Origin of the sequence: Pseudomonas asgharzadehiana, assembly GCF_019139815.1 — a bacterium.
GTDB classification, from domain to species: domain Bacteria; phylum Pseudomonadota; class Gammaproteobacteria; order Pseudomonadales; family Pseudomonadaceae; genus Aquipseudomonas; species Aquipseudomonas asgharzadehiana.
Window position 1 is genome coordinate 3,681,589 of the sequence record NZ_CP077079.1, and the last position, 16,381, is coordinate 3,697,969.

Consider the following 16,381-nt stretch of genomic DNA (forward strand, 5'->3'; position numbering starts at 1 on the left):
GCATGACAATTGCATTACACTTTTGTGACACTCATCCCGCTGCGGGGGCACAGACGATGAAAATCAGGGCAACGGTTATTTGCGAAAACGAGGGGCATATCCTCTTCGTGCGCAAGGCCAGATCGAAATGGGCCTTGCCCGGCGGCAAGGTCGAACGCGACGAACGCCCGGTGGGCGCCGCCGAGCGCGAGTTGGAAGAAGAAACCGGGCTGAACGTTGACGGGTTGCTGTACTTGCAAGAGCTGAAGGCGCGCGACACGCTGCACCATGTGTTTGAAGCCTCGGTAATCAATATCGACGAAGCGCGGCCTTGCAACGAAATCGTCGACTGCCAGTGGCATGCCTATAACGCCCTGGAGCAACTGGACACCACCGACGCCACCCGGCACATCGTCAAATCCTTTCTACGACGCCTGTAGTTCAGCGCTCTGCCCGCTGCCCAGCAACCCTCGTTTCACCTCACCGTTGGCTTTTTGCCGTTCGACAAAGGAATTGACGAACGCGGCAGCCGCCGCATGAGCCACCGGTACCGCCATGGCTTGGCGGATGGTCATGAAGTCATCCTCCAGCAGGCGCCATTGCTCCGAAACCCGGGTACGCAAGAAATCCCGCACACCGGCTGCCGCCTCCAGGCGCTGTTCGATAAACCAGTCCACCGCAGCCGCGGACGTCGGCGCACGCGCCAGTTCGGCGTGTTGCAGCGTACGGCTCAGGTACAAATCGTAGGCGGCCCCCTGGCCCACGGCGATACGCGTGCCCGGTGCGTCCAACTGCGCAGCGTGGGTCAGCGGCGAATTGGCCGGCACCAGGCAGGTTCCCTTGATCGCTACGTACGGCGTGCTGAAGGCGATCTCCCGTTCACGCACCGGCTCGATGGCGAGGAACGCCACGCGCCACACATCATCGGCCAACGCGGCGAAGACCTTGCCCGCCGCCTCGAAGGTGATCAATTCCAGCGTGACACCCAGCGCCTCGGCCAGTGCATTGGCGAGCACCACGCTGACGCCCTGGGGCTCGCCATGTGGACCGCGTTGGGCGAGTACCGGGTTACCGAAATTGATGGCGGCACGCAGCACGCCATTGGGGGCCAGTTGGTGTAGGACTTGGGGATCAATCATCGGGGCTTCCTTGTCAGGTTCGTGGCGCGGCATTGGGTGATCGGGCCGATTATGCCCTGCAACGCGGCGTCTACCCAGCCGATCAAACCGCCACGCCTCGCCCAGCCCTTTCCAACCCCCGCCACAGCCAGCCGGGCAGCACGTCGGGGTCCAGACTATCAATCAGGTTCTTCAACCCCAGCCCCAGCTCCGTGTCGCCTTCGATCACCAAGCGTCGCCGAAAAAACAACGTATCCGGATCCTCCTGCCGGCTGGCCAGCAACAAAAACTCGCGCCAGTTGCCACGGATAGTCACCTGCGCCTCAGCCTGTTGCGCGATGCGCAGCCCGTCACGCCCGAGGGTCAGGTACCAGCACAACCCCAGGTCCGGAATGCGTAAACACAGCCAGCGCCCACGTAGCAGGTCGAAGCCGCCCTCGCGCAACGGCTCGGCCAGGCAGCGGTTGAGGGCCTGTTGCAAGGCCAGCCGCTGCATGCCGAACGGCACACGGCGGATCAGCGGCAACACGCGGTCCGCCCCCTTGAGCAGCCATTGTTTGCGACTTAGCACAGCCCCACCTCCTCGACCCGCAGCATGCCGGCCTGGCCATGCCAGTAGCCGTTGCAGCCTTCGACAAACAATGGCGGCGTGGCGCCCTGGCGCACCTGGTCGAAGGCGCGTACCACCTCGATCATGCCTTCGGCCCGCGGGCTCAGGCGCAGCAGGTCGGCGCCGCAATGCACCAACGCGGGATAATCAGCCAGCAAGTTGGTGACGTCGGCGGACAGGGTCTGTATGCCGTTCAGGGTAAACAACGGCTGCCCCTCCTGACTGGTCAGGGCCATGCCGTCGGGGTAGTTGAGGCAGCAGAACTGGCAATCGTCCTTGGGGCGGTTTTCGGCACGGGCGGTAAAGCAGCGCGCCGAGTAGGCCAGGGGTAGATGGCCGTAGGCGAAGATTTCCACCTCGGGCAACGGCCGGCCCAGTTCGCGCACTTGCGCCAGCACATCGGCGATCAGGCCTTGGGAACATTCCACCGGCGGCACCCAGCGCTGCATGCCGGCATCGAGCAGTTGCACCAGGGCGTGGCCGTTGTAGAGGTTGAGCGCCGGGCCACCGACAAAGGGCAGGTTGCGTTCGATCAGCAATTGCACCGCGCCCATGTCGTTGGCCTCCACCAACAATTGGCCGTTGTCGCACAGGCGGCGCAGGCTGGAGAGTTCCGAGGCGGCTTCGATCAGGGTCAGGCTCGACAGCACGATTTGCGCCGAGCTGCACGCCTGCAGCTCACGGCCCAGGCCCAGCCAATGGTCCAGGGAAAACGCACGGCGCTTGGAGCACACGGTTTCGCCCAGGTAGATCACGTCCAGGGGCAAGCCGGCCATGTCGGCATAAAAGCGCCCCAGGTGGTCCTTATCCCAATAAAACAGCACCGGTCCGAGGCTGAGTTTCATCGATTTTTCCTCATTGCCATGCACGGTGGTAAGCCCCCAGAGTGGTCTGGCTGCCTTCGGAAAGCCCGGCGAGCGCGCGTCGCCACGGCTCCTGCACCACAAAGTTGGCCGGGGCGCCGCGGTACGCGTCGAGCGCCGCGCGCCACACGCGGGTGACTTGCTCCACATAGGCCGGGCTGCGTTGGCGGCCCTCGATTTTTATCGCTGCCACGCCAATCGCACTGAGCTCGGGCAACAGGTCCAGAGTGTCGAGGCTGGTGGGTTCTTCCAAGGCATGAAAGCGCTTGCCGCCAACCAGGAAGCGGCCCTTGCACAGGGTCGGGTAGCCGGCGGGTTCGGTGGGGGTGTAGCGGTCGATCAGCACTTCGCTCAGACGTGCGCTGAGGCCCTCGGCGTCGTCGCTCCAGCGCACCGCCTTGGCCGGCGAGCATACGCCGCACAGGTTGGGCGACTCGCCGGTGATGTAAGAAGACAGGTGGCAACGCCCTTCCGCCATGATGCACAGGCTGCCAAAGCCGAAGACTTCGATGGGCACCGTGCTGCTGGCCGCCACTTGCTTGACCTGCGCCAGCGACAGCACCCGTGGCAACACCGCGCGGCGAATACCGTAGCGCTCGGCGTAGAATTTGAGCGCCGCCGCATGGGTGGCCGAACCCTGCACCGACAGGTGCAACGCCATCTGCGGATGGCGCTCGGCCGCGTAGCCGAGCACGCCGGGGTCGGCGGCGATCAGCGCATCCACGCCATGGTCGGCGGCGCGGTCCACCGCACGTTGCCAGCGCGGCCAGATCTTCGGTTGCGGGTAAGTGTTGACCGCCACGTAGAGCTTGCGCTGGTGTTGGCGGATATGCGCGACGGCGGCGTCGAACTGCTTGTCGTCCATGTTCAACCCGGCAAAATGTCGGGCATTGGTGTCATCGCGAAACCCCACGTACACCGCGTCGGCACCTTGGCGCACAGCGGCTTTGAGGGCGGGCAGGTTGCCTGCCGGGCAGACCAGTTGCATCACAGCTCCTTATTCAAAATCGGCAAACGACACGAACGCGACCGGCGCGCCCTTGAGCACTTGTTGCTCGCACTCGATTATCACCAGGCCATCGGCCCAACACGCCGCCGTGAGCATCGCCGAGCTTTGCTGGGGGTGAAGGATGGCGCGCAATTGCCCATCCACGCCTGGTTTCAAGCGGGCACGCAGGTATTGGCGACGCTTGTTGGGCTTAAGCCATTCAAAGCCGGCCATCACGTTGACCGGCACCGGCAGCACCCGCTCCGCGCCTTGGGCGCGCAGCAAAAACGGACGCACCACCACCAGCGCGGTAACCAGCGCGGCGGTGGGGTTGCCGGGCAGGCCGATCCAGGGTTTGCCGGCCACGCGGCCAAAGGCCAGGGGCTTGCCGGGCTGGATCGCCAGGCGCCAGAAATCCACATTGCCCAATGCCTGAATCGCCTGTTTGAGATGGTCCTCCTCGCCCACCGACACGCCGCCCGTGGTCAGCAGCAGGTCGCACTCGGACGACGCCAGCACCAAGGCGTCGCGGCTGGCCGCCAGGGCGTCGGCCATCACGCCGTAGTCATGCACCTCCACGCCCCAACCGCGCAGTAACGCAGCGACCAGGTGACGGTTGCTGTTGTAAATCTGCCCCGGCGCCAGCGGCTGGCCAGGTTCGCGTAGTTCATCGCCGCTGCTGAGCAGGCACACCCGCAGCGGCCGGTAGACCTTGACCCGCCCGATGCCCGCCGCCGCCAACAAGCCGATTTCCTGGGCGCGCAGACGCCTTCCGGCACTCAACACGCGCTGGCCGCGTTGCAGTTCTTCGCCACGCTTGCGCACGTGTTCACCCAGGCGCAACGGCGGGCACCAGATGCGCTGGCCATACACACGGCAACGCTCTTGGGGCACGACACTGTCAGCACCAGGCGGCAGTGGCGCACCGGTAAAGATCCGCACGGTTTGCCCGGCTTGCAACGGCACATCGCTGCTGTGACCGGCGGCGATCCGCCCGGCCAGCATCAGGTAACCGCCCTGCTCCGGCACATCAAAGGCACGCAGGGCGTAGCCGTCCATGGCGCTGTTGTCCCAGCCCGGCAGGTCCAGAGGCGAGAACACCTCTTCGGCGGTCACCCGGCCAAGGGCCTGGCCCAACGCAATGACTTCGGTGGACGGTGGCGGCGGCGCCTGGGCCAGCAACTGCTCGATGGCGGCGTCCACCGCCAGCAAGTCGCCGCTGTCGCACACGCTCATGACCGCGCCTCGCAGACGCCGAGTACTTGAGCGGCCTGCGGTTTAAGGTGCGGCACGAAATTGCACGGGCCGGTGCGACTGTCCAGTTGGCTGAGCAGGATCTGGTCCCACGCGGTGCGACAGGCGCCAGGCGAACCGGGCAGGCAACACACCAACACGCCGTTGCTCATGCCGGCCAGGGCACGCGATTGCAGGGTCGACATGCCGATCTCGGCCAGCGACACCTGGCGGAACAGCTCGCCAAAGCCGTCGACCTGTTTATCCAATAACGCCAGTACCGCTTGAGGCGTGTTGTCGCGCGCCGTGAAGCCGGTGCCGCCGGTCATCAGCACCACTTGCACCTCAGGGTCGGCGATCCACAGGGAGACCTGCGCGCGGATCTGGTAGATATCGTCCGTCACCAAACCACGGTCCACCAACACATGCCCGGCGCCCAGCAAGCGGTCCACCAGGGTCTGGCCAGAGGTATCCGTGTCGAGGGTGCGGGTGTCGCTGATGGTCAGTACGGCGATGTTCAGGGGGACGAAATGCCGTTGTTTCAAATGGGCCATGATGGAGGCTCCAAACGTCAGAAAAGTAGTCGTCAGCCTGCACCGCAATGGGCGCAGGGCCTATTCCTCGGAGGAGGTATGCCGTTAGGGGGCGAGGCGTGTGCGCTGCCATGCGCCATCGTGCAGGCGATAGTCGAGACGGTCATGCAGGCGGTCGGGGCGGCCTTGCCAGAACTCGATGCGCCGCGGTTGCAGGCAGTAGCCACCCCAATGCTCGGGCCGTGGCGGGCGATGGCCGGCGAAACGCTCGGTGACCTCGCGCAAGCGGCTTTCCAGTTCGCTGCGATGGCCAAGCGGCTGGCTTTGCGGCGAGGCCCAGGCGCCCAACTGGCTGGCGGCGGGACGGGCGTCGAAATAGTCGTCCGACAGCTGCGCATCCGCCCGTACCACCGGGCCTTCGACGCGCACCTGGCGCTCAAGCCCCGGCCAGAAAAACGTCATGGCGGCGTGGGGATTGCTCGCCAGCTCCTGGCCCTTGGCGCTCTGATAATGGCCAAAGAAGAAAAAACCGTCAGCGCGAAAGCCCTTAAGCAACAGGATGCGGCAATGGGCATGCCCGTCACGGTCGACCGTGGCCAGGGCCATGCTGTTGGCCTCGGCCGGGGGCACTTCGGTCTTGCGCGCCTGATCGAGCCACTGGCCAAACAGTGCCACGGGATCGTCCTGTACCAGGTCGTCCCTCAAGCCATACAGGGTGTAGTTGCGGCGCAGTTGTGCAAGAGACAGGGGCATGGCGCGGTCCTCCAGAAAGTTCGCCACAGTGTGGGAACTGCCGCTGCGTTATCCCTTGATCGCGATCAACATTCGTGCGCGGCATGACGCCGCACAACCGCTACCACAACGACTTGGCCAGGATCACGATCAACACCATATGCAGCAGGATGCTGCGCCGGATCCACACCGCGCGCCGGGGGCTCAGGCGTTGGTGGGTCAGCCAGTACGCCAGCAACACGTAATGGCCGATGATGCTCAGGGCCAGGGTGATTTTCAGGCTCAACAGCAGCGCAAAACGTCCGGTCCACGGCATGCCCCAATAGTGCCAGGCCAAACCGATGCCCGCGCCGTACAGCAGCACCACCACGCCATGCAGTACCTGGCGTGAACGCCGGGCAATTGCCTGCTCGGCGGTGAACTGCGCCGACCAGGCCAGTTCTTGCCGGGCGCTGTGCCAAATCACCACTTCAAAAAACAGCGTGCCGATAAAGGCGACGGCCGCCAGCAGATGCACAATCAACAGCCACGAATACAGCATGGGGTTCTCCTAACCGGGGTGCCCGTCGACGCGCGCCTGCCACAACATCGGCCCATAACGCCACAGGTACAACCCCAGGCCGACGGACCAGCACAGGCCGGCCAACCACAACGCCGCCACCGGCCACACCGGCACCATCAACACCCGGCAGACACACGCCAGGTTCAGCAGCACAAAGGCCAGGGTCATTCCGCTTGGCGGCTGCAAGGGCCGGCCGGTGTGGCCCAGGCTGACCCGCGCGATCATCGCCAGGATCAAACCGCCCATGGCGCCTACGGTCAGCGCATGCACCGCCAGGCTCGGGTTGAGCGGCGCCCCCAAGTGCCACAGCGCCATGCCCAGGCACGCCAGTGCCAGCCAGGCATACGCCAGGTGCAACGACCACAGCAGCGGCACGCGCCACAGGCCACGATCATGCCAACGCGCCAGGCGCAACAGATGGCCAAGGCCCAGGGCGGCGAACAAGCCGCCAAGCCACACTCCGGGCGCAGCCGCCAGACCTGCGGCATAGGCCAGCGCCACCAGGATCGCGCCGCCCAATAACAGGCGATCAAGCCAGGGCCAGGGTTTTACCGCCTCGACCCGGCCCAGCCCGCGCTGGGTAAAAAACGGAATCACGCGGCCGCCGATCAGGCCCATCATCGCCGCCACCAGCCATAACCCGGTGAGCACCGACTGGCGCTGCCAGCCATCGTCCTGACGCAACAGCCCGTACAGCGAAATCCCATCCGCCACGGCCAGCAGCACCAGCACCAGCACAATCGGGTAGTTACGCTTCTGCCGTACCTGCCACAGTGTCCACCCCATCACCCCGGCCACGGCCAGCGGGAAACTCAGTTCCAGCAGCGCCAGCAACGGCCATGGCAGGTTCAGCAACCAGCCCAGCCGCGCCGCCAGCCACAGCCCGGCCAGCGCCGCCAACGGCCCGCCGCTGAGGCCGGGGCGACCGGTCCAGGTCTGCACGGCCGTGAGCAGGAACCCGGCGATCGTTGCCACGCCAAAGCCAAACAGCAACTCATGCCGATGCCACGCCAGCCAGCCGCCGGCCGGCTGCCAACCGCCGGTGGCGCCACCCAGGGCCAGCAACCACAAGGGAATCGCCAGCGCCGCCAACAGGCACGCGCCGAGGAAAAATGGCCGGAAGGCCAAGCGAAACAACGGGGTAATCGACATTGCCTTGCGCCGATCCAGTACGTGCATGCCACGGCTCCTCCACTCATCATTGCGCGAATTTTGCGCCGGTGCGCGGGCGTTGCCCTTGTCGCAGATCAAGCTGCGCCAAGGCGCCCTGGATTAACCTTGAGCCCCTTCCCCCCCTTGTGTACCGAGGTAATGATGGTGCTCCATCGTGTCCATCACCAGATCCTGCGCAGCCATCACCTGTTCGAGCCCATGGACGAGGCCCAACTCAATGAGCTGATGAGCAGCAGCCAATTGCTCAGCGTCGACAAAGGCGAGCCGTTGTTTCGCCAGGGCGAGCCCGCCGACGCGTTCTATTTTGTGATTGCCGGCGCGGTGAAGATCTACCGTCTGACCCCGGACGGCCAGGAGAAAGTGTTCGAGGTCATCGGCGAGCGCCAGACCTTCGCCGAAGCGATGATGCTGATGGACACCCCCAACTACGTGGCGTGTGCCGAAGCGGTGTGCCCCACCCAGCTGTATCGCCTGTCCAACGCCACGTACATGCGCCTGCTGCAGAGCAACAGCCGCCTCACGTTTGCCCTGCTGGCCAAGTTGTCCGTGCGCCTGCATCAGCGGGTCAATGAGATCGAAACCCTGTCGCTGAAAAACGCCACCCACCGCGTGGTGCGCTACCTGTTGACCCAACTGATGCACCTGCACGCCGACGCGACGCGCTTCGAGTTGCCCATGGCCAAGCAATTGATCGCCGGGCACTTGTCGATCCAGCCGGAAACGTTCTCACGGATTATCCGACGCTTGATCGACGAACGGATCATCACTCAGGACGGTCGCCACATCGCCATACTCGACCGCCCGCGCCTGGAGCAATTTGAGTGAAAAAGTGCCTGTATTGCCAACAGCGCAATGCCGAGCAGCGCGACACCTGCGAACGCTGCGCGATGCCCCTGCCCGCCTCCGAAGCCGTCACCCAGGCGCGACGGCTGAGTCGCTTCCAATGGTTTTGCCTGGGCCTCACGCTGTTTTGCATCGCCATGTTCTTTTGGCTGCCGCGCAGTTTCTACTGACGCTCGGTGAGTTGGCGGTACAGCTGCGGCAAGCGCTGCGGTAACTGTTCGGGCTGGCGGATCAAGGTAAAACCGTGGGCGCCGAACATGTACGGCACATAGTCGCCGGCCTGTTTGTCGATGGTGATGCAAAACGGCACCAAGCCTTGGCGCCGCGCCTCCAGCACCGCCTGGCGGGTGTCTTCCACGCCATAGCGGCCTTCGTACAGGTCCAGGTCATTGGGTTTTCCGTCGGTGAGCAGCAACAGCAATTTGCGCCGCTGCCGGCATGCGCCCAGCAGGTTCGTGGCCTGGCGAATCGCCGCGCCCATGCGGGTGTAATAACCCGGTTTCAGCCCTTGGATCGCCCCGCGTATTTGATCATCGTAAGGTTGCTGGAATGCCTTGAGCGCCTGCAGGCGCACCTGGTGCCGACGCAATGATGAGAAGCCGTACAGCGCAAACCGATCCCCCGCCCCCGCCAGGCTTTCAGCGAACAGCAGCAGGCTGTCGCGAATCACGTCGATGACCTTTTGCGTATCGTTCAAGTGCGCATCGGTGGACATCGACAGATCCGCCAGCAGCAGGCATGCCAGGTCGCGGTGGGTGTGGCGCTGCTCCATGAACAGGCCGCGCTCGGCACAGGCACCGTGCTGACGCTGCACGTGAAAATCCAGCCAGGCTTGCACGTCGAGCTCTGTGCCCTGGGGTTGCTGGCGTTGCCACTGGCGGTCAGTGCGCAAGTGCTGGAATTGCCGGCGCAGCCGCCGGGCCTGGGCAACCAGACGCTGCGGCAACGGCTGGGGTTGCGCGTCGCGCGGTTGCATCAGTTGCAGGTTGACGAAGCCGTCTTGCAGGCGTTGTTGACGGTAGTCCCATTCGGGCAATTTGATGCCCTCGCCCAGAGGGATATCGTCGACGTCGGCCGGTGGCAGGTCCAGGTGCAGTTTCAGGCCGCCACTCTTGCGCACGCGCTGGCGCGACAGGCTCAACTGGTCGAGGTCTTCGGCGACGCGTGCGGCGTCCGGGTCCTGGCTGTCGTCGGACCAGCGATCAAGGTCGATGTGCTCGGTCCAACTGAACAGGTTTTCCAGGCGCACCACCAATAGGCCGCCGTCGCGGCTGTTGTCGTCCAGGCGCGTGGCGCGCTTGGGGGCGCCGGTTTGTTGGCCTGGCGGGGTCGCCAGGTCTTCGCCGTCGTCATCCAGGGCGCCGCCCTGGGGCGTGTCCAGTTGCAAGGGCGGGTACAACCACAGGGGCAACGGCCAGGCGGCCCGCTCGCTGCGCGGCACATGGCGCACGCTGCCGGGCTCGCGCAGGGCCTTGCGCAAGGCTTTTTCCACGGCCGCTTCGTCGGGGGGCAAGCTGGCGGGTTCAGGGCGCAGGGCAATGTGCGCGTCCACCAGGCGCCGGTAGCTGGGCCGCAGTGCCGGGTAACGCTGCAACAGCAGCCAGGTCCAGCGCTGGTTGTCGCGTGCCCAATGTGTCATCGGCCCCGACTGCGCCGCCAGCAGCGCCAGCCACCGATAGAGTTCGCGGTTCAGCGCGGCCTGGGGGAACACCGCGAGGCTCGCCGGCAGGCGCAGACGACTGCCGTCACAGCTGGCCAACGGTGCTTGCTTGCAGGTGCCGGCGATGCGCATCAGCACATTGCGCCGCAGCAGCAGATCGCGCTCGGCGGCGGCTTCCAGGGTGATACCGGCGGCACCGCCGAGGGCGCGAAACAGCAGGGCGAGGCTGCGCTGGTGGTCGGCCAATTGAACCTGCGCTTCGGGGAAGGCCACACTGGCGCGGCGCGTGATGAAGCGGTGCCAGGCGCTGCCGACCCACTCTTCCAGTTCCAGGGTAAAGGCCATTGGGTGTGCTCCGATTGTTGGGAGGGGTTGCGTGGCGGCCTTAGGGCCGACCAGGTTCTTGGTTGGGGCGAGTACATATCCGTTGCTGCGGTAATGGCGGCTATGGGTTCCGCTCTTACAGCGGGTCACTTTTGGAAAGAGCCCAAAAGTAACCAAAAGGCTCTTGCCCCAACACTCGGCACCTCGCTTAGGCTCGGTGTGCCCGAACGCAGGCTTGAATCCGTGGGCCGCCGCCACGCGCCATCCATGGCGCGGGGCGGCTAACCCGGCGTCCTGCCGGGTTACCCACGGATTCAAGCCTGCGTTCGGCCAGCGTGTTTAACGGGGCGCCTAAGATCAAAAGCAAAAGCAAAAGCCAGATCAAAAGATTGCTGACTTCGTCAGCAGTTAAGGAAGTAGAAGCTGCACCGCGTACGCTTCACTGATCAGGTCGGCTCTAAGGCCGCCTCGCTTTGTTTTTGATCTGGAGCGCCCCGTTAACCACGCTGGCCGGAATTCGATAGTGATTTGGGGGGTAAACCGGCAGGGATGCCGGTTTAGCCGCCCCGCGCCATGGATGGCGCGTGGCGGCGGCCCCCCAAATCACTGTCGGATTACGGGCACACCGAGCCTAGGCGAGGTGCCGAGTGGTGGGGCGAAGCGTTTTTGGTTACTTTTGGCTGGTCCGGCATTCCGGCTTTTCCAAAAGTGACCCGCTGTAAGAGCGGAACCCATAGCCGCCGTGACCGCAGCAACGGATATGTACCCGCCCCAACCCAAGAACCTGGTCGGCCCTAAGGCCGCCACGCCCCCCTCAACCCCATCTGAATCGCAGCACCCTCAGTAAACGATCCGCACCGCTGCTTCAGCCACCCGACCACGCTGCCGAAAGCTATACAGGTAACAAAGCAACCCCACCAAAAACACCACACCACTGCCCAACCGCGCCCAAAACAACACCTTCAGATGATCCATCGTGGCCATAAACGGCAGCGCCACACCGTCCACCGGCCAGCGTTGCAACCACACCTGCACGGCACCCGCGGCGGTGAGGAACAGGGTAATCATCACCATCGACAACACCATCATCCAGAAGCCCCACACCTCAACCGTCTGCGCACGCGCATCCGGCGCTTCACCCAGCCCCCGCAGACGCGGCATGGCGTAGCTGATCAGGGTCATCACGATCATCGCGTAGGCACCGAAGAACGCCAGATGCCCGTGAGCCGCCGTAAGTTGGGTGCCGTGGGTGTAAAAGTTGACCGGTGCCAAGGTATGCAGAAAGCCCCAAACCCCCGCGCCGAAGAATGCCGTGACGGTGGTGCCCTTGGCCCACAACGTGGCCGCACGGTTGGGGTGCTGGCGCCGGCGGCGTTTGACCATAGTGAAGGCGAACATCACCATCGCCAGGAACGGCAATGGTTCGAGGGCCGAGAAGATCGAACCGACCCACAGCCACACCTGCGGTGCGCCGATCCAGAAGAAGTGGTGGCCGGTGCCGATGATGCCGGTGATCAAGGCCATGGCGATGATCACGTACAGCCATTTCTCCACCACCTCGCGGTCGACGCCGGTGACCTTGATCAACACGAACGCCAGCATCGAACCCATGATCAATTCCCACACACCTTCCACCCACAGGTGCACCACCCACCACCAGTAGAACTTGTCCCGCGCCAGGTTGCCGGGGTTGTAGAAGGAGAACAGGAAGAACACCGCGAGGCCGATCAGCCCGGTCATCATCACCATGCTCACGGTGGTCTTGCGGCCTTTGAGCAGGGTCATGCCGATGTTGTACAAAAAGCCCAGGCACACCACCACAATGCCCATCTTGGTGAGCGTCGGCTGCTCCAGGAACTCACGCCCCATGGTCGGCAGCAGTTCGTTGTGGGTCAGCTTGGCCAGCGCCGCATAGGGCACCAGCAGGTAGCCAAGGATGGTCAATACGCCCGCCACCGCAAATACCCAGAACAACAGGATCGCCAGTTTGGGGCTATGCAGTTCGCGGTCGGCCTCTTCAGGCACCAGGTAATAAGCCGCGCCCATGAAGCCAAACAACAGCCACACGATCAGCAGGTTGGTATGAACCATCCGCGCCACGTTGAAGGGGATCAGCGGGAACAGGAAGTCACCCACGACGTATTGCAGGCCCATGATCAGGCCGAACAGCACTTGGCCGACAAACAGCATCAAGGCAAACACAAAATAGGGTTTGGCCACGGCCTGGGATTGGAATTTCAGATAGGGATTGGCGCTGCGCATGGCTCAGCCCTCCTTGTTCGGTGGCCAGTTATTGGTATCGATCTTCGAGCTCCACTTGAGGAACTCCGCCATGTCGTCCACCTCCTGGTCGCTGAGGTTGAATTGCGGCATGGCCCGGCGTCCTGGCACACCCAGAGGCTGCATCTTCATCCAGGCATGCAGGAACGGTTTGAAGCCCTCTTCACCGCCCCGGCGCTTGAACACATTGCCCAGCTCCGGCGCAAAGTACGCGCCTTCGCCCAGTAAGGTGTGGCAGCCGACGCAGTTGTTGCGCTCCCATACGCCTTTGCCGCGCACCACCGCGTCGGTCAGTTGGTCAACGTTGCTGCGGGCGGGAAAGGTTTGTTCGGTGTGATAGGTCAGGGCCAGGAAAATCAGGAAGAAGAACACGCTTCCTCCAAAGTAAATATTCCTGGCCATGCCTTTGGTGAAGGTCTCTGACATGCTCGCTTCCTCATGGCTTGGCGGTGGCCATGATAGGAAGGTGGGGAGGCAAAGCTGCTTGATGGCGATCAAGAATTGTTGATCGAAGCGCTGGGATATTTTCGCCGCTCAATGCACCGCTTCAAGCGCTTGCTGCGCCTTGCCTTTGGCCTGCCCGCGCAGATACAACGCCTCCACCAGCTTTTGCCGCTCATCCTGAGGCAACCCACTGGCAAACTGCGCCAACGTCGTGTCCACCAACGCCCGGAGCGCCGCATCCGCCTCGCGCGCCTTGGCCAGTTCGGCCACCAGTACGTCGCGGTCCAGGGTCGGCGCCTGCAGTTGCCTGATCACGCCCATGCGCGCCTCACGCCCGGCCATGACCAGCGGCTGGCTGTCGGCACGGTTGTGCCGCAGCAGTTGACGCAATTCCTTGCGGCGCTGCGGCGGCAACTTGAACATGGCCTGGCGCAACCCATGTTGGTTGACCATCGCTTCAGCCGGCTCGGCAACGGTCATCCAGTGATAAAGGCCGCCCCCTACCCCACCGATCAAAAACACGTTGAGCAACACCGACACGAACAACCAAGGCTTAAGGGATCTGGCTGTCATTGTTCGGCTTCCTGCGCGTTGACGTTGAAGACGACCTGCGCATCGCCCTGATCAAAGACACTGGGCAATATCTCGGCTGGCAGGCTGGGCAACGGCATGCTCAAGGACGCCACCAACATCCCGGTGACGACACCGGCGATGCCCGCGCCAACAAGGCTCGCGGGCGAGAGCCAATCGGCATAGCGCGACCAGAAAGAGCGGCGTACGGTTGCCGACTGACGAATCCGCCGGGCCAGCGCCGGGGCGGCGCATGCCGGTTGATGGCTGTCCAGTTGCCGATCCAGCCAACCCGCCGTCGCCAGGGTCTGGCGCGCGTGAAGGTTGCCGCTGTCCAGCAGGGCTTGGGCCGCGTCCTGTTCAGCGGCAGGCCAGCGCCGCAGATCGGCGCCGTAGGCATCGGCCAGGTAGGCAAAGCGTTCAAGTGTCATGTGGTTCCCCTTCCTGGGCGGGCAAGCCCGGGTGTGTCGGCAAGTTGGCTGCGCAACTGGCGGCGGGCCCGCGACAGCAGGCTTTCCAGTGCCTCGACGCTGATATTCATCAGGGCTGCGGCGTCAATGTTCGACAGCTCCTGGTAGTACTGCAACACAATGGCTTCGCGCTGGCGCTCGGGCAACGCGGCCAAGGCGGCAGCCATGCGCGCGCTGCGCTCGGCGGTTTCGAGTTGCTCATCGGCCGATGGCGCACTGTCCGGCAGCTCAAGCACGTCTTTATCGTGCAGAGCTCGCTCTTTGCGCCGACGCAAACGGTCGTGGCACAGGTTGAGCGCCACCCTGTGCAACCACGTATCGAAACGCGCCTCGCCGCTGCGCCAACCGGCGGCGTGCCGCCAGATGCGCAGGAAACTTTCCTGGGCCACGTCCTTGGCCTCGTCGGCATCCCCCAGCAACCGGCTGGCGAGCGCCAGCAAACGCGGGAGCTTGCGCGTGACCATCTCGTTGACGGCGGCAGGTTCGTTGTTGCCGATACGCGCCAGCAGCTCAACGTCCGGATCAATGTCTTTCAATCGGGCAGTTCCAAAAAATCAGCGGACCCAATGCCCTTCACGCCAATACCAATTGGGGCCATGGGCTTCCCAGTGGCCAGGCTCCCAGCGTGCGTTTCGCATCACCGGCTGCCAGTGGCCCGGCACCCACGCATACCCCTGCCCTTCCCAGCGCCAGTGCCCCCGGTCCCAGGCGTAACCGGGTCGCTCGACCGGGACCACTTCCACACGCTGCGGTGGCGGTGCCTGGCGAATGATGATCTCGGTCTGGGCAAAGGCCGGCGTGCTGACAAACGCGGCAAAGGCCAGTGGAGCAAGCAAGGCATAGCGCAATAGCGTCAGGACTTTCATGGCAACTCCTTCATCGACGTGTACCCGTACACGCCTCTGTAGGGTTGAACGGCGGGTAGCGAGAAATCCGTCGCGGCGGCATGGATTTTTCTTCGGGCAGGGGGTCGAGGGCAGTATTGCCTGGGTGTTGGCGGGACTTGATGAAATATTTGAAAGGATCGCGACGGATTTTCCCCCGTGGCGGCGTTCAAGGAATAACGCTGCGCACACCAAGAGGAAATACCATGTCCCGTCGTCTATCCATGCTGGTTGCCGCCCTGTTGATCGTCAGCCTCAGCGGCTGCGTGATCGTGCCCGAGCATCGCCATTGCTGCTGGCGTTACTACGGCGCAACCGATGCCCCCACCAGCACCGTCAACGGCTAGCTCAGCACCGCAAACCCGTGGCGCCCGGCCTTGATCTCGGTGCGCAGTTCGCCAATGAGGTTCGATATGGCATGGATGCCGTCCAACCCCTCGGGGGCTGCATGGTCAGCAGCGGCAAAAGTGCCGGAGCGCAAATCGCAGGCAAAAAAAATCCCAAGTAGCTGATGGAAACTTGGGATTTAAAAATGCATAAACCGTGGGAGGTGAACGCCGGGCTATAGTAACCACTGCAATAACGTGTAACAAGATTATTTTGATCCTTTCGTCGGATTCTAAACGCTGTAAGTCCTTCAATAACCACATGTTTTTTAAGGTAGTGAAACCTATTTATGCCACTTTTTGGTGCAACTACCGCCTATATACCCGCTTACATATGAGGGTTATTAACTCAATAACCAGGCGCTATTTACGCGCCACTTTGTAGCGCACGCAGTCTTGATAGAAGCTCTGGCGGATCGCTTCGGGCTTGAGTCTTGAACGGCTGTCGTACGTCTGCTCGGTGATGCCCATGGCCATCATGCGCATCCACGATTTATTGAACTTAAGGGTCTGGATCTTCTGCCGGGCGGCGTACAGCGACACCCCCGACAGCTTGAGTTCCTGGGCCCTGGCGGCGGTGCCGGCGCCCCAACTGCACATGTACTTGTCGCCCTCGCGCAGCTCCCTTGCCTGCACACCGGCCGCGCCGCCGGCCAGGGAGCAGGCGATCAGCATGATTCCAACATTACGCATTTGCATCCCCACCTAACCACCTGAAAATGAACGCGA

The 16,381-nt window shown here is 63.5% G+C and carries 21 protein-coding genes and 1 pseudogene; 4 read left to right on the forward strand and 18 right to left on the reverse strand.

All coding sequences use genetic code 11. From position 1 onward, the window contains the following. Nucleotides 1-56: 56 nt before the first annotated feature. Nucleotides 57-419 (forward strand): NUDIX hydrolase, encoded by a 363-nt coding sequence (locus KSS96_RS16505; protein ID WP_017530687.1) that lies wholly within the window; start codon nt 57-59, stop codon nt 417-419. Here the strand turns inward: KSS96_RS16505 and KSS96_RS16510 are convergent. The 9 genes from KSS96_RS16510 to KSS96_RS16550 all read right to left on the reverse strand — a co-directional run bounded on the left by KSS96_RS16510 (nt 405) and on the right by KSS96_RS16550 (nt 7,797). Then, entirely contained in the window at nt 405-1,118 is a 714-nt protein-coding gene (locus KSS96_RS16510) for a transporter substrate-binding domain-containing protein (protein ID WP_137220139.1), read from the reverse strand. The genes KSS96_RS16505 and KSS96_RS16510 overlap by 15 nt on opposite strands. Nucleotides 1,119-1,200: 82 nt before the next feature. After that, on the reverse strand, nt 1,201-1,668 hold the full coding sequence (gene ubiT / locus KSS96_RS16515; RefSeq protein ID WP_017530689.1) for a ubiquinone anaerobic biosynthesis accessory factor UbiT: 468 nt from the start codon (nt 1,666-1,668) through the stop codon (nt 1,201-1,203). After that, nucleotides 1,662-2,552, reverse strand: a complete 891-nt coding sequence (locus KSS96_RS16520; RefSeq protein ID WP_017530690.1) for a U32 family peptidase — start codon at nt 2,550-2,552, stop codon at nt 1,662-1,664. Before KSS96_RS16520 ends, ubiT begins: the two co-directional genes overlap by 7 nt. Nucleotides 2,553-2,562: 10 nt before the next feature. Further along, on the reverse strand, nt 2,563-3,558 hold the full coding sequence (ubiU, locus tag KSS96_RS16525; protein WP_017530691.1) for a ubiquinone anaerobic biosynthesis protein UbiU: 996 nt from the start codon (nt 3,556-3,558) through the stop codon (nt 2,563-2,565). 9 nt (nt 3,559-3,567) lie between these two features. Continuing rightward, on the reverse strand, nt 3,568-4,794 hold the full coding sequence (locus KSS96_RS16530) for a molybdopterin molybdotransferase MoeA (RefSeq protein ID WP_017530692.1): 1,227 nt from the start codon (nt 4,792-4,794) through the stop codon (nt 3,568-3,570). Then, entirely contained in the window at nt 4,791-5,345 is a 555-nt protein-coding gene (gene moaB, locus KSS96_RS16535) for a molybdenum cofactor biosynthesis protein B (protein ID WP_017530693.1), read from the reverse strand. The genes KSS96_RS16530 and moaB overlap by 4 nt, the downstream gene beginning before the upstream one ends. 84 nt (nt 5,346-5,429) lie before the next feature. After that, the gene (gene pdxH, locus KSS96_RS16540; protein WP_017530694.1) at nt 5,430-6,077 is read right to left on the reverse strand and encodes a pyridoxamine 5'-phosphate oxidase; all 648 of its coding nucleotides are present in this window, start codon (nt 6,075-6,077) and stop codon (nt 5,430-5,432) included. 100 nt (nt 6,078-6,177) lie between these two features. Further along, the gene (locus tag KSS96_RS16545; protein WP_068937263.1) at nt 6,178-6,597 is read right to left on the reverse strand and encodes a hypothetical protein; all 420 of its coding nucleotides are present in this window, start codon (nt 6,595-6,597) and stop codon (nt 6,178-6,180) included. A gap of 9 nt (nt 6,598-6,606) precedes the next feature. Then, nucleotides 6,607-7,797 (reverse strand): NnrS family protein, encoded by a 1,191-nt coding sequence (locus tag KSS96_RS16550; protein WP_065878837.1) that lies wholly within the window; start codon nt 7,795-7,797, stop codon nt 6,607-6,609. Between the two features lie 135 nt (nt 7,798-7,932). On the opposite strand from KSS96_RS16550, the gene KSS96_RS16555 reads away from it, so the two are divergent. Together KSS96_RS16555 and KSS96_RS16560 are read left to right on the forward strand one after the other, a co-directional pair. Further along, on the forward strand, nt 7,933-8,616 hold the full coding sequence (locus tag KSS96_RS16555) for a Crp/Fnr family transcriptional regulator (RefSeq protein ID WP_065879140.1): 684 nt from the start codon (nt 7,933-7,935) through the stop codon (nt 8,614-8,616). Beyond that, a complete protein-coding gene (locus KSS96_RS16560) occupies nt 8,613-8,804 on the forward strand; it encodes a hypothetical protein (protein WP_017530698.1) in 192 nt (63 codons plus the stop codon). The genes KSS96_RS16555 and KSS96_RS16560 overlap by 4 nt, the downstream gene beginning before the upstream one ends. On the opposite strand, the gene KSS96_RS16565 is transcribed toward KSS96_RS16560, so the two are convergent. The 7 genes from KSS96_RS16565 to KSS96_RS16595 all read right to left on the reverse strand — a co-directional run bounded on the left by KSS96_RS16565 (nt 8,798) and on the right by KSS96_RS16595 (nt 15,248). Further along, nucleotides 8,798-10,639 carry a nitric oxide reductase activation protein NorD gene (locus tag KSS96_RS16565; protein ID WP_065878835.1) on the reverse strand — a complete coding sequence of 614 codons (1,842 nt, stop codon included), beginning with the start codon at nt 10,637-10,639 and terminating at the stop codon, nt 8,798-8,800. The two genes, KSS96_RS16560 and KSS96_RS16565, sit on opposite strands and share 7 nt — an antisense overlap. An 819-nt stretch (nt 10,640-11,458) precedes the next feature. Then, nucleotides 11,459-12,880: a cbb3-type cytochrome c oxidase subunit I gene (locus KSS96_RS16570; protein ID WP_065878833.1), complete on the reverse strand. Its 1,422-nt coding sequence runs from the start codon at nt 12,878-12,880 to the stop codon at nt 11,459-11,461. Nucleotides 12,881-12,883: 3 nt separating this feature from the next. Then, nucleotides 12,884-13,324, reverse strand: coding sequence for a c-type cytochrome (locus KSS96_RS16575; RefSeq protein ID WP_017530585.1), 441 nt, complete (start codon nt 13,322-13,324; stop codon nt 12,884-12,886). 108 nt (nt 13,325-13,432) lie between these two features. After that, nucleotides 13,433-13,915 carry a periplasmic heavy metal sensor gene (locus tag KSS96_RS16580; RefSeq protein WP_017530584.1) on the reverse strand — a complete coding sequence of 161 codons (483 nt, stop codon included), beginning with the start codon at nt 13,913-13,915 and terminating at the stop codon, nt 13,433-13,435. Further along, nucleotides 13,912-14,343 carry a hypothetical protein gene (locus KSS96_RS16585; RefSeq protein ID WP_217855102.1) on the reverse strand — a complete coding sequence of 144 codons (432 nt, stop codon included), beginning with the start codon at nt 14,341-14,343 and terminating at the stop codon, nt 13,912-13,914. The genes KSS96_RS16580 and KSS96_RS16585 overlap by 4 nt, the downstream gene beginning before the upstream one ends. Then, a complete protein-coding gene (locus KSS96_RS16590) occupies nt 14,340-14,918 on the reverse strand; it encodes an RNA polymerase sigma factor (protein ID WP_135197023.1) in 579 nt (192 codons plus the stop codon). The genes KSS96_RS16585 and KSS96_RS16590 overlap by 4 nt, the downstream gene beginning before the upstream one ends. 18 nt (nt 14,919-14,936) lie before the next feature. Next, complete coding sequence (locus tag KSS96_RS16595; RefSeq protein ID WP_017530581.1) at nt 14,937-15,248, reverse strand: YXWGXW repeat-containing protein; 312 nt, start codon at nt 15,246-15,248, stop codon at nt 14,937-14,939. Nucleotides 15,249-15,472: 224 nt separating this feature from the next. Between KSS96_RS16595 and KSS96_RS16600 the strand changes: the two genes are divergently transcribed. Next, complete coding sequence (locus KSS96_RS16600) at nt 15,473-15,613, forward strand: hypothetical protein (RefSeq protein ID WP_017530580.1); 141 nt, start codon at nt 15,473-15,475, stop codon at nt 15,611-15,613. On the opposite strand, the pseudogene KSS96_RS28385 reads toward KSS96_RS16600, so the two are convergent. Then, nucleotides 15,610-15,711, reverse strand: a pseudogene (locus tag KSS96_RS28385) (DUF1652 domain-containing protein); the annotation flags it as partial. The gene KSS96_RS16600 and the pseudogene KSS96_RS28385 sit on opposite strands and share 4 nt — an antisense overlap. 304 nt (nt 15,712-16,015) lie before the next feature. Beyond that, complete coding sequence (locus tag KSS96_RS16605; RefSeq protein WP_026067479.1) at nt 16,016-16,345, reverse strand: hypothetical protein; 330 nt, start codon at nt 16,343-16,345, stop codon at nt 16,016-16,018. Nucleotides 16,346-16,381 lie beyond the last annotated feature (36 nt).